Origin of the sequence: Methylotenera sp. (assembly GCF_030653755.1) — a bacterium.
In the GTDB taxonomy this organism is placed as follows: domain Bacteria; phylum Pseudomonadota; class Gammaproteobacteria; order Burkholderiales; family Methylophilaceae; genus Methylotenera.
Map to the genome: position 1 here is coordinate 49,179 of NZ_JAURYU010000015.1, position 14,389 is coordinate 63,567.

General features: G+C 43.3%; 10 protein-coding genes. 6 read left to right on the forward strand and 4 right to left on the reverse strand.

Annotated elements, in window-relative coordinates:
* Position 1 precedes the first annotated feature (1 nt).
* The gene (locus tag Q7U33_RS03220) at positions 2-451 is read left to right on the forward strand and encodes a hypothetical protein (protein WP_304858142.1); all 450 of its coding nucleotides are present in this window, start codon (positions 2-4) and stop codon (positions 449-451) included.
* Between the two features lie 65 nt (positions 452-516).
* On the opposite strand, the gene Q7U33_RS03225 is transcribed toward Q7U33_RS03220, so the two are convergent.
* On the reverse strand, positions 517-2,142 hold the full coding sequence (locus Q7U33_RS03225; protein WP_304858143.1) for a SulP family inorganic anion transporter: 1,626 nt from the start codon (positions 2,140-2,142) through the stop codon (positions 517-519).
* 288 nt (positions 2,143-2,430) lie between these two features.
* Between Q7U33_RS03225 and hrpA the strand changes: the two genes are divergently transcribed.
* Complete coding sequence (hrpA, locus tag Q7U33_RS03230; RefSeq protein ID WP_370651977.1) at positions 2,431-6,489, forward strand: ATP-dependent RNA helicase HrpA; 4,059 nt, start codon at positions 2,431-2,433, stop codon at positions 6,487-6,489.
* Positions 6,468-7,415, forward strand: a complete 948-nt coding sequence (locus tag Q7U33_RS03235; RefSeq protein ID WP_304858144.1) for a hypothetical protein — start codon at positions 6,468-6,470, stop codon at positions 7,413-7,415. The genes hrpA and Q7U33_RS03235 overlap by 22 nt, the downstream gene beginning before the upstream one ends.
* 12 nt (positions 7,416-7,427) lie before the next feature.
* On the opposite strand, the gene Q7U33_RS03240 is transcribed toward Q7U33_RS03235, so the two are convergent.
* On the reverse strand, positions 7,428-8,066 hold the full coding sequence (locus Q7U33_RS03240; protein WP_304858145.1) for a hypothetical protein: 639 nt from the start codon (positions 8,064-8,066) through the stop codon (positions 7,428-7,430).
* Between the two features lie 208 nt (positions 8,067-8,274).
* Between Q7U33_RS03240 and Q7U33_RS03245 the strand changes: the two genes are divergently transcribed.
* Positions 8,275-10,086 (forward strand): PQQ-binding-like beta-propeller repeat protein, encoded by a 1,812-nt coding sequence (locus Q7U33_RS03245; RefSeq protein ID WP_304858146.1) that lies wholly within the window; start codon positions 8,275-8,277, stop codon positions 10,084-10,086.
* Between the two features lie 8 nt (positions 10,087-10,094).
* On the forward strand, positions 10,095-10,736 hold the full coding sequence (locus Q7U33_RS03250) for a GDSL-type esterase/lipase family protein (RefSeq protein WP_304858147.1): 642 nt from the start codon (positions 10,095-10,097) through the stop codon (positions 10,734-10,736).
* A 13-nt stretch (positions 10,737-10,749) separates the two neighbouring features.
* Here Q7U33_RS03250 and Q7U33_RS03255 read toward each other — a convergent pair whose 3' ends face one another.
* Together Q7U33_RS03255 and Q7U33_RS03260 are read right to left on the reverse strand one after the other, a co-directional pair.
* Complete coding sequence (locus Q7U33_RS03255; protein WP_304858148.1) at positions 10,750-11,001, reverse strand: SemiSWEET transporter; 252 nt, start codon at positions 10,999-11,001, stop codon at positions 10,750-10,752.
* A gap of 8 nt (positions 11,002-11,009) precedes the next feature.
* On the reverse strand, positions 11,010-11,942 hold the full coding sequence (locus Q7U33_RS03260) for a DUF808 domain-containing protein (protein ID WP_304858149.1): 933 nt from the start codon (positions 11,940-11,942) through the stop codon (positions 11,010-11,012).
* Between the two features lie 113 nt (positions 11,943-12,055).
* Between Q7U33_RS03260 and Q7U33_RS03265 the strand changes: the two genes are divergently transcribed.
* Positions 12,056-14,278 carry a cation-translocating P-type ATPase gene (locus Q7U33_RS03265; protein ID WP_304858150.1) on the forward strand — a complete coding sequence of 741 codons (2,223 nt, stop codon included), beginning with the start codon at positions 12,056-12,058 and terminating at the stop codon, positions 14,276-14,278.
* Positions 14,279-14,389 lie beyond the last annotated feature (111 nt).

Genomic DNA, 14,389 nt, shown 5'->3' on the forward strand with positions numbered 1-14,389 from the left:
TATGTCATCAAAAGTAATGAAAAAATATTTTAAATACGTCTTGCTAGCAGTCCCGTTACTCTTAGTATTATTTTATTGCTTCGTTGATGGAAATAAATTATCTTCAAGAAACCATCCCAGCGAGATTTCTAGCAAATTAGTACTGTCAATTAACAACTGTCAGGGGATAGCAGCCAAATCTGTAGCCCATTTGAATGCGTTTTTAGAATTTCAAAAGCTTGAGATTGAGGGGCGAAAAATGCATGTTTTTCAACAGTGTATGAATGACCAAGGCTATATGGAAAATCCTGAGTGGGTCAAGTTTGCTGAGCCCATTTCTCAAAAAGAGGCTGAAACTTCAGATGTTTCATTGAATGAAGCATATGAAAAATTTAGGCGCACACAGATGGTGCTAATTAAGGTGCCTCATCATCACCCCTTGTATTGGAAGATATCTAGGGAAAGCAAATGACAATTGAATATAGGCAAATTACGTATTTATTCGGTTGATAGTTTGTTTCTACCTGTGTGGATTCATCACACAGGTACGTTAAGCATTTGAATATGACTAATGATATTCTCTTCCCCCAGTTTTTGCGTAATACCGGCGCGTTGCATTTTTTCTAAGATATTAGGTCTTACCTGACAAAGTATCAGGCGAGTATGGTTAAGTTCGCATTTCTTCATGAGGTCCCAAAAGGTTTGCAGGCCAGTCGCATCAATAATCGGCACATTATCCATACGCAATACCAAGATATCTGCATGTGTATGTGCGGTTTCTAGCGCAGTCATTAAACGCTCTGTTACACCAAAGAAAAAAGGGCCTTCCATGGTGAAGATAGCCACGTTATTTGGCAATATTAGGCTTTTATTGCCAGTTTCCTGAATCAGTTCTTCAATACTCTGCTGTTTGATGCTGACCGCTTCGCTCATGCGTTTCATAAACAAAAGTGCGGCCAACATTACCCCAATATTTACTGCAAGAACTAAGTCAGTCAATATAGTCAGTAGAAAAGTAATGATAAGCACTACCACATCTGCTTTAGGTGCGGTGCGTACCATGTGTGAGAAACGGTGCATTTCACTCATGTTATAAGCGACAATAAATAATATTGCAGATAACGTACACAATGGAATGTGTGCTGCCAAAGGTGCAAACACCAGCACAATGACGATTAAGGTGATGGTGTGAACAATGCCCGCTAATGGGCCTGTCGCCCCGTTTCGGATGTTGGTTGCCGTTCTAGCAATCGCACCAGTCGAAGCAAAACCGCCAAACAAAGGTGAGAAAATATTGGCAACCCCTTGCCCAATAAGCTCTTGGTTTGAATCATGTTTAGTATTGGTCATGCTATCCGCGACAACAGCAGAAAGTAGTGATTCAATTGCGCCAAGTAAGGCAATGGTAAAAGCTGGGCCAATGAGTTGTAATACTTGTGAAAAGCGAATTGGTAAAAATTCAAACTCAGGTAAGCTTTGCGGTATGCCGCCAAATGCCGAGCCAATGGTGGCTACCCCTTTAAAGCTAAAACTTGCCTGAATCGCTGTTACCACAACCATGGCTATTAAAGGGGAGGGAATACGCTTAAATACTCTCGGCGAGTAAATCACTAATAGCAGGGTTAATAGCGCCAGTAATGTCGTTTGAAGATTCAGGCTAGGAAATGCTACTATTAAATCCCAAACTTTCTCATGAAAATGCGCTGCGCCTAACGTTGGGTTTAAGCCAAAAAAGTCTTTCCATTGACCTACCCAGATAATAATAGCGATACCGCTAGTAAAGCCGACAATCACAGGGTCTGGAATATATTTAATTACCGCGCCAAACCGCACCAATCCCATGATTAGCAATATAAATCCAGCCATGAGCGTGGCCATTTGCAAACCAGCAATGCCAAATTCTGCGGTGATACCAGCAAGAATGACAATAAACGCCCCAGTAGGCCCTGAGATTTGTAAACGGCTGCCGCCTAGTAGTGAGCTAATGCCGCCAGCGACTATCGCAGTATAGATACCTTGTTCAGGTTTTGCGCCAGAGGCAATGGCAAATGCCATGGCTAGAGGAAGTGCCACAATCCCTACAATAATACCCGCCAGTAGATTATTAGCCCAATGTGGTTTTTTAAATAAACCAGCGCGTTTGGCTTCTAGGTAGGCGATCATTTTTTATGAGAGACGTATGGATAATGGTAATTGATAGTAGCACGCTGCATATGGTTATTTCAAATGGCCAAGCGCATCAATCATTTTAAGGAAATGCGGAATAAGTGCCTGCGCGAGCAAATTGCTGCGTTGCGCGGTACTCGAAACCTTGCTGTATACCGCATACTATCTCGGCTTCTGCGTTCCGTGCGCCTTGCACTTTATCTCGCTCAGCGACTTATTCCGCGTTTCCTTAAATAATAGATTATTGATGCTTTTGCATGATTCACTCAAGCAGATGGGCGCGGCATGATAAAATTTGCGACTATGAATGTGAGTAAACCTGATAATTTAATTCCTGCTAACTTTGATCAAGCGCTACAAAGCTGCATGCTGGTAGATCGGCATGCTTTACGGCGTAAAGTGCAGGAGATCAAAGTATTGCAAAAAGCGGCGGATGAGAAGTCCTTAGCAAGAGCGCAACGCATGGTGAATGAAGTAGTGCAAAAGATGCATGCTTCACAGCAAAAGTATCAACAACGGCTCACACATCTACCCAAGCCAGAATACCCACCAGAACTGCCAGTCAGCGGTAAACGTGATGAAATCTCTCAAGCTATTAGCAAGCACCAAGTAGTCATTGTATGTGGTGAAACTGGTTCTGGTAAAACCACGCAGTTACCTAAAATTTGTTTAGCGCTTGGCCGTGGTGTCTCAGGGTTGATTGGGCATACGCAACCAAGGCGTATTGCGGCAAGGTCCGTTGCCAGCCGTATTGCACAAGAGCTGAAAACGCCGTTAGGTGAGGCTGTTGGTTATAAGGTGCGGTTCAACGATAAATTGTCCGAGTCCAGCTATGTTAAGTTGATGACCGATGGTATTTTGCTCGCAGAAACGCAAGGTGATAAGTTTCTCAATGCTTATGACACGATTATTATTGATGAGGCGCATGAACGTAGCCTGAATATTGATTTTCTACTTGGCTATCTTAAACAGTTGTTGCCAAAACGTCCTGATTTAAAAATCATTGTTACGTCTGCAACCATTGACGCGGATCGATTCTCACAGCATTTTAATGGCGCCCCTGTGATTGAGGTGTCTGGTCGTACTTTCCCCGTAGAGATTCGTTATCGCCCACTAGGTGCCGCAGGTTTCCGTGCTAAGGAAATTGCCGAAGCAGAAAATGCTCAGTTTGATTTAGATGATGACACCATCTTTGGCATTGCACGCAAAGCCAAAACAGAAGCGCGTTGGCTAGAAGAAGATGACGAGGAAGAGGCGATTGAAGAGGCCATTTTAGATGCTGCCGATGATTTGCTACGTCAAGGTGATGGCGATATTTTAGTGTTTTTACCAGGTGAGCGAGAAATTCGTGATGTTGCTGACCATTTGCGCAAATACCAAGGGCGTTCTGCGAAGCTAAAGCATATCGAGGTATTACCTTTATTTGCACGCCTGAGTATTGAAGATCAGCAAAAGATTTTCAAAAGCCATAGTAGTCGGCGTATTGTGCTAGCGACCAACGTAGCAGAAACATCACTGACAGTGCCTGGTATTAAGTATGTCATTGATGCTGGCTTGGCGCGCGTGAATCGATACAGTACCCGTGCAAAAGTTGAGCAGTTACAGATTGAAAAGATTAGTCAGGCTGCCGCCAAGCAACGTGCTGGGCGTTGTGGTCGTGTTTCAAACGGTATTTGTGTTAGGTTGTATTCCGAGCAGGATTTTAACGGACGCCCAGCGTTTACCGAGCCCGAAATCTTACGCAGTTCACTAGCCGCTGTGATTTTACGCATGGCGGCATTACGCTTGGGGGATGTCACAGAGTTTCCGTTTATTGAAGCTCCATCATCACGCTTAATTGCCGATGGGTACTTGTTGTTGCAAGAGCTTGGCGCGGTAGATGCACGTCGCCAGATTACTGAAACTGGCTTGCAACTAGCTAAGCTACCGCTAGATCCGCGAGTAGGACGGATGATTCTTGCTGCTAAGCGTGAGCATTGCTTAAAAGAAATCTTGATTATTGCTAGTGTGCTCAGCATACAAGACCCGCGCGAACGCCCAATGGATAAGCGCGAAGCAGCTGATAATGCACATGCTAAGTTTGCAGGTGAGGGCTCAGACTTTATGAGCTACCTGAAGTTATGGGATTTCTTTGATAGTGCGCTTAAAACCAAGAAATCTAATAAAGACTTGCTCAATCAATGCCACACTAATTTTTTATCTTTCTTACGTTTGAAAGAATGGCGAGAGTTACATGGACAACTGTTAGATATTGTCTTAGAGATGGAATTTAAGCTGAATGAAAAAGAGGCTAACTTTGAGCAGATTCACAAAGCCCTGTTGGCTGGCTTACTAGGTAATATTGGGTTTAAAGATGGTGATAGCGATTCATACGCGGGCGCGCGTGGTATTCGCTTCCACGTAGCGCCTGGCTCCACGCTTAAAAAGACACGTCCAAAATGGGTGATGGCGGCAGAACTAGTGGATACCACCAAGTTATATGCGCGATGTGTCGCTAAACTTGAACCAGACTGGATTGAACCGCTAGCCAGAGGCCTAACAGAAAGCCATTATTCAGACCCGCGTTGGGACAGGAAAATGGGCATGGTCAACGCTTGGGAGCGTGTGAGCTTATATGGGCTGACGATTATTCCAAAACGCCGCGTACATTACGGCCCCATTAACCCTGCTGAGTCCCGTGAGATATTTATACGCGAGGCGCTTGCAAATGGCGAGTTTGATACCAAAGCTGCCTTTTTTACGGCTAATGAACGCTTGATAGCAGAAGTTGAAGAGCTGGAGCATAAAGCGCGCCGACAAGACGTGTTGGTGGACGAGCATAAACTTTTTGCATTCTATGATGCCAAAGTACCAGCGGATATTTTTAATGCTGCAAGTTTTGAAAAATGGCGTGCAGATGCTGAAAAAATATCTCCAAGACTGCTGTATCTCACGCGCGATGATTTAATGCGGCATGGGGCAGATGCAATTACGGCTGTGCAGTTTCCTGAAAAAATCATGTTAGATGGTGTTGAAACTACCTTGAAATATCGCTTTGAGCCAGGTCATGTATTAGATGGTGTGACCGCTACCGTGCCACTTGCATTGCTCAACCAACTGAACCCAATTCAAACCGAGTGGCTAGTGCCTGGGATGCTGCGTGAGAAAATTACTTATTTGATTAAAGCCTTACCTAAAACATTCCGTCGTGTATGCGTTCCGGTACCAGAATTTGTCACGGGTTTTTTAGATGATGTGAATGATCAGTTTTCACAGCCTATCCTTGAAACCTTAGCGGCCTATATCCAACGCAAAACAACGCTAAAAGTTGGCAAAGAGGATTGGACGCTTAGTGACATACCGCCGCACCATTTAATGAATTTTAGCGTGTTAGATGATGATGGAAGGGAGCTTGCAATGGGGCGCGATTGGAATGCGCTTAAAAAGCAGCTAGGGTCTGCGGCACAACTTACCTTTAGAAATACGTCACCAGACATTGAAAAAACAGGGCTAAAACAATGGGATTTTGGCGACCTACCACAGACGCTTAGTTTTGAGCGAGACGGCTTAAAAGTCACTGGATATCCAGCGCTTGAAGATGCTAATTACAGTATTGCCGTTAAGCTATTTGATACTGAACGTGAGGCTGAGTTGAGCCATCGTAAGGGCGTATGCCGCTTGATGCGTTTTGAGCTAAAAGAGCAAATGAAGCAGTTGGAGAAAAGCCTACCAAACTTTAATCAATATGCGCTCACCCTACGTAATGTAATGTCAGCTGATGACCTGCGAGAAGATATGATTTTGGCAATTGCAGACCGTGCATTTATTGGTGAAGATGATTTGCCACGCACTAATGCCGATTTTATGGTGTTGAAACAACGTGCCAGAACACGCTTGCCAGCAGTGACACAGGCCGTCGCACGACAAGCGCAGGCCATTGCTACAGAGTATCAGTTGCTTGTACAAAAGCAGGGTCAAATGGCTGCAACCGTTAATCGCCTAAAGCGAGATTTAGAACAGCAAATTGGATTGTTAGTCTACAAAGGATGTTTTAGCCAAACGCCTTGGGAGCAGTTGCAGCATGTCCCACGTTATTTAAAAGCGCTAAGACTTCGGATAGAGAAGCATCCAGCAAACCCTGACCGTGATGGTAAAAACGCGGCTAGTGTTGGCTTGTTCTGGCAAAAGTGGCAAGACAAAGTCAATGCGCTGAACGCGGCCCATTTGGATATTCCACAAAGCTTACAGGATTTTAGATGGCTGATTGAAGAATTGCGCGTATCCTTATTTGCGCAGGAACTTAAAACACCGTTTCCTGTGTCCTTAAAGCGCCTTGAGAAAACATGGGCAGACCTTCGCCTGTAAACGTTATGCAGTCTAATCAAGTGAATATTAACCAGAGTAATGAGCAAAACTTTGATGAGTTTTTAGCGCAGGCATATCGTCTGCGTAGCGTTAATGATAAATCTATCAGCGTTAATATTAGCCGCAACACCATCATTGCGATTGTCCTTTCGCTATTGATTCATGCGATTTTTTTCTTTTTTGCACCAAATGTTAAATTTGATGAGCCGCCAGCAAGCCCACCGACCACCATTGAAGTGAGCTTGGCGCAACCAAAAGCTAAGCCAATGGTTGAACCATTGCCACAGCCGATGCCTGAACTGGAGAAAGAAAAGCCCATTGTGAAACCGATTAAGCAGCCTAAGGTGATAGCAAAGGTAGCAAAACCACTCAGTAAGCCAGAGTTCATGGTGCCAGAACCTACCCCTGTGCCTAAGCCGCCAACTCAAGAGCCCGTATTAGACCCAGCAAAATTTCCTGATATGGCGTCCTACATGAAAGCAGTGCAAGCTAGTAGAAAAGGTGCAGAATATGACGCGGCGAGACAAAATGCTGAGGCTATCGCCAGTCAACGTGGGCCAAGTGAAGAGCAACTCAGAGATGAGCGCATTAAAAATAACTTTAAAAGCGGGACTAATGGTATTTTTGAGATTACGAGCAAAAGTTCTCGCCACGCCACTTTTGTATTTAAGGGGTGGACGAATGACTACAGTAACGCTAGGCTTCAATACTTTGAAGTTGAAGCTAGCACTGGTCAAGATATTCGGTTGTCAATAATAAAACGCATGATTGCACTTATCCGTGAACATTATCAGGGCGATTTTACTTGGGAATCACATCGTCTTGGTCGCTCAGTAACGCAATCTGCAAGACTAGAAGATAACGCTGGCCTTGAAGACTTCTTAATGATGGAATTTTTTGGTAGTAATTACCGAAATACCCAGTAATTCTTAGCCTATTTATTGATCGTTTCTTGCCTGATTAGCGTTGCTTATTTCACAACTACTATTTTGCTTTTCTTCGTTAAGTGCACGACGGTATTGTTCTAATCTTTCCTGATAATTCTCGGCATCACCATATTCTATAAAACGCGAATAGCGTGAGTGGGAACCTAATACTTTTCTTGCGTGTTTGATCGGACAGAAATATTGTTCTGTACGCGCTACAATCTCGCTGATGTAAGCAATCATACCAGTGCCGTATGCGCAGTAGGTGCAGTGAAATTTTTCTATAAAATTGAGGTATTGCAGTTGTTGACGGTCATAGATGATGTAATCTGCTCTGCGCACTTTTTTAATACCGTATATAGGAAAGCAGGTCAGTTGGTAAAACGTGATGAAAATATCAGTAATCACCAGCGGGATAATCATCGCGTATATGATAGGTCCCGTAATCAGATTTTGTGGTCGATTAGTGACCAGCCATGTAAAGAAGTTTCTTTTAAGTCGCTTGTGTGTCTCTTTCATGGACTTTTCAAACTCAACACGCTTGCCTTTAATCTGAAAAAATATCGTGGACTGTTGCTCATTCAGGGCAGTGCGTAAATCATCTTCTAGTTCGGTAATTTGGTTCAGCAGCTCTTGAATACGATCATTCATGCAAACTCCTTGATTAATGTGTTAATTGCATGGTCTAAGTCAATGAGATGTACTGTAAGCCTAAGCTATACGCCATTAGTATAGCGTTATATTAACTAATTGTTTTGTGGCTTAGATTAATTTTAGTCGTTAATTGGCAAAAGGTATACACATCTGTATACTTTTAAATAAATGTTATGCAGTGATGACAAATATAAGGATGCTAGTGATGTATAAGTACTTGAACTTTCAGCAGTTAAAATCTATTAGCGGGTATGTGATGCTGGTTGGCGCTATCGCTACAACCGCTGCCTGTTCAGGGTTAAGCAAACACTCAACTTCTACTGGTCATCACGATTGGCCTGTTTATGGTGGAGATTATACAAATCAGCGTTTATCGCCACTCACACAAATCAATACGAGTAATGTTAAGAATTTATCACTAGCATGGGAATTTAAAACAGGTGTTTCTGCCAGCTTTCAGGCCACGCCAATTGTCAAAAGTGGTGTGATGTATGTCTCCTTGCCTTTTAACCATGTCGCAGCGCTTGATGCAAAAACAGGCAAAGAGATTTGGCGTTATCAACATGCACGTAAAGCTGATTGGAAAATGTGTTGCGGTCCAGCTAATCGTGGTGTGGCAGTCAGTGACGGTATAGTGTTTATTGGTACTGTAGATGCTAGGTTAATTGCTTTAGATGCTAAATCTGGCGCAAAACTATGGGATATTAATGTCGCTGAAGATACCGCTTTAACTGAAAGTACAGGTTTGTTAAGTAAGGCGGATGCTAAAAGTAAAAAAGAAATTTATGGTGGTACAGGCATTGGCATAGCGATGGCTCCAGTTGTTTATCGGGGTAAAGTGATTGTTGGTGTGACTGGGGTTGGTTATGGCTTGCATATTGATCAACCAAGGATAGATGCACCCCTTGGAGCAGTGGTCGGTGTAAGTGGTCAATATGGCCGCCCAGGTTTTTTAGCTGCATATGATGTTAAAAATGGTGCAAAAGTATGGCAGTTTGACACGATACCATCGCAAGGGTGGGAGGGCATGTTTACTGAAACAACCTCAGACGGTTTGGTACTAAATCGTGATATTGCGGCAGAAAAAGAGAGTTTAAAAACACGTCAGGATGCTTGGAAGTATGGCGGTGGTTCTGCTTGGACTACCCCAGCCATTGATACCAAAACCAATACTTTATTTTTTGGCACGGGCAACCCCTCACCACAAATGAACGACGTTTCACGTCCAGGTGATAATTTATACACAGTGTCTTTGGTTGCTTTAAATACTGAAACTGGCAAAATTAAATGGCATTACCAACAAGTGCCCCATGATGTTTGGGGCTACGATGTGGCAAGTCCGCCAGTATTATTTGATTATGTGAAAGACGGTAAAACAATACCCGCAGTAGGACAAGCTGGTAAAACAGGCTGGTACTATATCAATGATCGAGAAACAGGTGCGCTTCTAAAAAAATCAGAAGCTTTTGTACCGCAGCATAATTTATTTGCTAAAGCCACAAAAGAAGGCACCGTATTGTACCCAGGTATTTTAGGCGGTTCTAATTGGAGCCCAAGTGCATTAGATGAGATCAGCCAAACAAGTTTTGTTGCAGGGATTCATGCGCCGATTAAATATACATTGGTGGATGAGCCAGCAAAAGGTAATTTACCTGCTGTTCAGTATGTGTCATCAGAGCCAACTAAAGATGCGCGTTGGGGAGTGTTGTCTGCCATTAACTTAACGACTGGTAAAATGCGTTGGCAGGTAAAAACAGAACAGCCGCTGATGGGCGGGGTTTTAGCTACCCGCGGCGAATTGGTGTTTATGGGTGAGGGTAGTGGTCATTTCAATGCCTACAACAGCAAAACTGGTCAATTAATCTGGCAGACAAAGGTGACGGCTGGTGTTAATGCACCGCCTATTAGTTATGAAATTGATGGCGTACAATATGTGGCAGTGGCTGCTGGCGGCAATGCTATTTTTGGCTTTCCATCTGGCGATCAAATTCTTGTTTACACGCTCCCAATCAAATAGGATATTGAATGGTCAGAGGATTTTTGCTTAGTATCATCGTAGTATTATTTTCCGCATGTGATTCAGGGCATCAATTTACTACACTCCCTGCTAATGCAAGCGTTGTAGTGTTAGGGGATAGTCTGACCTACGGTACAGGTGCTGGGGATGGCGAAGATTACGTGAGTCTTTTGACTGCAGATACTGGCTGGAATATTATAAATGCTGGTGTTCCTGGCAATACATCAGCTGATGGCTTAAGTCGGCTAGATGCCTTGTTAGCATCGCATGACGACGGTATTCAGAAAATTGATTTATTGATTGTAGAGTTAGGCGGTAATGACTTTCTGAAACATGTACCTGAAACAGAGACCGTGCGAAATTTGAATGCGATATTAGCGCAAAGTAAGGTACGTAATATTCAGACTGTATTAATCGCAATTCCAAAGTTTAGCCCGATTGGTGCCGCGTTTGGTAATTTGCAGGATCATCCCTTGTATGAAAAGCTAGCGGATGAAACAGAAACTCCCCTGATTGAAGGTGTGTTTTCTGCTGTATTAGCAAAAAATAGCTTAAAGGCAGACCCAATACATCCGAACGCAAATGGTTACCGTATTGTTGCAGCTGACCTAAAAAGTGCCTTATCTGACTTTGGCTTTCTGAAAAATTAGTGGTTCAAATACACTATTTTTTATGCGTAATTTTTAGATAAAGCACTACGCATGCGAGCATGAAAGTGATGCTGTTGGCTACAATAATAGGCCAGCTCACTATCATGATGCCATAGATTAACCAACCAAACACACCTAAACTAAACAGGCTGTACATGGGCAAAGAAACGCCTGATAAATCTCTCGTTTTCCAAGAGTGAAGCGCTTGTGGCACAAATGCAAATGTTGTTAAAAATGCTGAAAAATAACCAACTAAATCTGTCATATCTAACTTCACTTCGCTTTAATGATCTTGAATAGTTTTTTAATGCCAAGCATCACCATCAGGGTAGCAATCCCAGCAACAACGCCAAATAGGCCATCTAATAGCGTTGGCATAATAGCTTGCAAAAATCCGTTACTTATTCCATTGCTTATGTGTTGAATTGCATGTTGCACCATCGCAATACCATGTACCAAAATTGCACCGCCTACTAAGAACATCGCAGCGGTACCGACTACTGATAAAGTTTTCATCATATGCGGCGCAAACCATAGAATACCAAAACCAAGCTTACGTTTTAAGGTGGCTAGTAAGCTTTTGCCTTTGCAACTGACCAAATATAAGCCGCCATCGTCAAGTTTCACAATCCCTGCAACAAGGCCATAAACGCCCACCGTCATCACTGCGGCAATGCCTGTCAGCACTAAAATTTGTTGTATGAATGCTGCCGTGGCGACTGTGCCTAATGTGATGACGATAATTTCGGCAGAGAGCACAAAGTCTGTGCGAATAGCCCCTTTGATTTTTTCTTTTTCTAAAACTTCTAACGTTTTGCTTTCATCCTGACCAATCAAATTTTTAGGGTCGTGATGTACTAGCTCATCAGCATGCACGAACTTATGAAACAGTTTTTCAACGCCCTCAAAACATAAAAACAGCCCACCTAACATAAGCAGTGGCGTGACTAACCAGCTAGCTAAGCCACTAATCACTAATGCCAATGGCACTAGAATAATTTTGTTAATTGCAGAACCTTTTGCGACTGCCCAAACAACAGGTAGCTCTCTATCTGCATTTACACCAGATACTTGCTGAGCATTGAGCGCAAGATCATCCCCCAATACGCCTGCTGTTTTTTTAGCCGCGACTTTAGTCATGACAGATACATCATCTAAAATAGTTGCTATATCATCAATAAGCGTTAAAAGACTTGCACCAGCCATGATTGCTCGTTTCTAAACAAAAGTTATCTAAATAAAACTAGATAGGTTTAATTACAATGACGAGGATTATAATGGATTACCATCACAATCATCTTTATCGATATTAAAAAATCATGACTAATCAAGTAAGTAATGAATGGACTTTAGCGATTAAGGGCATGACCTGCGCATCTTGTGCTGGTCGCGTTGAAAAGGCGCTACTGAATGTGTCTGGTGTAGTGACTGCTGAGATTAATCTTGCTTTAGAAACCGCACAGGTTTCTGGTATAGGTAAGGTGACGACACAGCAGCTCGTTGATGCGGTAGTTGCTGCTGGCTATCAAGCTCAGTCGTTAAGTGCAGAACATGATAGCACTGAACACCTTACTGAGTCTTACAGGCAGAATCAATGGTGGCCAAGTGCGCTTGCTGCAATATTGTCCTTGCCACTAGTAATTGCAATGATTGTACAGTGGTTGGGTTGGCAGGGTCAGCTTTCTGGGTGGTTGCAATGGGCCTTAGCGACACCTGTGCAGTTTTGGTTAGGCTGGCGTTTTTATAAAGCAGGCTGGCATGCGCTTAAAGCTGGTGCTGGCAATATGGATTTGCTGGTTGCGATTGGCACCTCTGCGGCTTACGGCTTGAGCGTGTATTTATTGTTTAGCCCATCTCATGGTGCAGGTGCGCATCATTTGTATTTTGAATCCTCCACGATAGTGATTACCTTAGTGTTGTTTGGAAAGTGGTTAGAAGGACGTGCAAAGTCACAAACGACAGAAGCAATACGCGCACTCAATACATTAAGGTCTGAGTTTGCTACTGTTGTAAAAAATGGACAGCCTGAACAAGTCTCTATTGCGTTGGTAAAAGTGGGTGATTTAGTTTTAGTGAAGCCTGGTGAGCGTATTGCAGTTGATGGAACAGTGCAGAGTGGAGATAGCCAAGTGGATGAGTCCTTAATTACTGGTGAGAGCCTACCAGTGTCAAAAAAAGTAGGGGATAAAGTGACTGGTGGCGCCATGAATGGCGAGGGTCTTTTAACTATTACTACCAATGCCGTAGGTGCTGAAACTGTACTGGCGCGTATTGTGCGCTTGGTCGAGTCCGCACAAGCGAAAAAAGCGCCAATTCAACGATTGGTGGATAAAGTCAGCACAGTTTTTGTGCCAGTGGTGCTTGTGATTGCAGCACTTACTTTGATTGTTTGGGGTTTATTCAACGGAAACTGGGAGGCTGCTATTATTAATGCGGTCACGGTTTTAGTAATTGCTTGCCCATGTGCGCTGGGTTTAGCAACGCCAACTGCCATTATGGTTGGCACAGGCGTTGCTGCCCAACATGGCATTTTAATTAAAGATGCCGAGGCACTAGAACTTGCGCATGCCATTAAGACCGTTGCGTTTGATAAAACAGGAACTTTAACTGAAGGGCATCCTAAGTTAATTAACATGCAGTCAACTACCAAAGAAGTCAGTGCTCAGGACACAGAGCAACTACTCATGTTAGCCGCAACTTTACAGGCAGGGAGCGAACATCCATTGGCAAAAGCCGTGACTAATGCTGCTAACGCTAAAGGTTTGCAATTACAAATAGTGCAAGATTTACAGGCACTGGCTGGTCGAGGTGTGGTGGGCGAAGTAGGGGGGCAGAAGTTTTATTTTGGAAGCACGCGCCTGATGAATGATTTAAAGGTGAATCTTTCATCTTTCAAAGAAGATGCGTTAGCGCTAGAGCAAAAAGGGTACAGTATTTCATGGTTAGCACAAACTAGAGCGCTTGAAAACTTTGCACCCAAGCTATTAGGCTTATTTGCATTTGGTGATGCAATTAAGGCCACTGCTAATAAAGCGATTGCGGATTTAGAACAGTTAGGCATAATAACTGTATTGATATCAGGTGATAATCAAGGTAGCGCCTCCCGCGTTGCTAGCCAATTAGGGATTTCACAGTTTTATGCGCAAGTATTACCAGATGAAAAAGCATCTATCGTGACACAGTTAAAACAAGATGGGCTGGTTGCTATGGTGGGTGATGGCTTGAATGATGCTCCAGCGCTGGCTGTTGCTGATGTGGGGATTGCAATGTCTAGCGGTACCGATGTTGCCATGTATACATCGGGCATTACATTAATGCGAGGCGACCCTGCTTTAGTTGCTCATGCAATCGATATATCTAAACGTACTTACCAAAAAATTAGACAAAATTTATTTTGGGCATTTATTTATAACGTCGTGGGTATTCCGCTGGCGGCTATGGGGATGTTAAGCCCTGTGTTGGCGGGAGCTGCAATGGCATTAAGTAGCGTCAGTGTGATTTCTAATGCGTTATTACTTAAGTTATGGCGCCCTATAAAATAGTAGCGCAGTTATCGGGGTATTTATTATGTTGAATAGGATTTATTGGCCAGACTGCATTTTTCCAGATTTTTCTAGATGCTAATGAACACATCACTTTAGCTAACATACTAC

Coding starts and splice junctions, on each gene's coding strand:
- Q7U33_RS03245 (WP_304858146.1), top strand. CDS start 8,275: ATGTATAAGTACTTGAACTTTCAGCAGTTAAAATCTATTAGCGGGTAT.
- Q7U33_RS03265 (WP_304858150.1), top strand. CDS start 12,056: ATGACTAATCAAGTAAGTAATGAATGGACTTTAGCGATTAAGGGCATG.
- hrpA (WP_370651977.1), top strand. CDS start 2,431: ATGATAAAATTTGCGACTATGAATGTGAGTAAACCTGATAATTTAATT.
- Q7U33_RS03250 (WP_304858147.1), top strand. CDS start 10,095: ATGGTCAGAGGATTTTTGCTTAGTATCATCGTAGTATTATTTTCCGCA.
- Q7U33_RS03220 (WP_304858142.1), top strand. CDS start 2: ATGTCATCAAAAGTAATGAAAAAATATTTTAAATACGTCTTGCTAGCA.
- Q7U33_RS03260 (WP_304858149.1), bottom strand. CDS start 11,942: ATGGCTGGTGCAAGTCTTTTAACGCTTATTGATGATATAGCAACTATT.
- Q7U33_RS03255 (WP_304858148.1), bottom strand. CDS start 11,001: ATGACAGATTTAGTTGGTTATTTTTCAGCATTTTTAACAACATTTGCA.
- Q7U33_RS03240 (WP_304858145.1), bottom strand. CDS start 8,066: ATGAATGATCGTATTCAAGAGCTGCTGAACCAAATTACCGAACTAGAA.
- Q7U33_RS03225 (WP_304858143.1), bottom strand. CDS start 2,142: ATGATCGCCTACCTAGAAGCCAAACGCGCTGGTTTATTTAAAAAACCA.
- Q7U33_RS03235 (WP_304858144.1), top strand. CDS start 6,468: ATGGGCAGACCTTCGCCTGTAAACGTTATGCAGTCTAATCAAGTGAAT.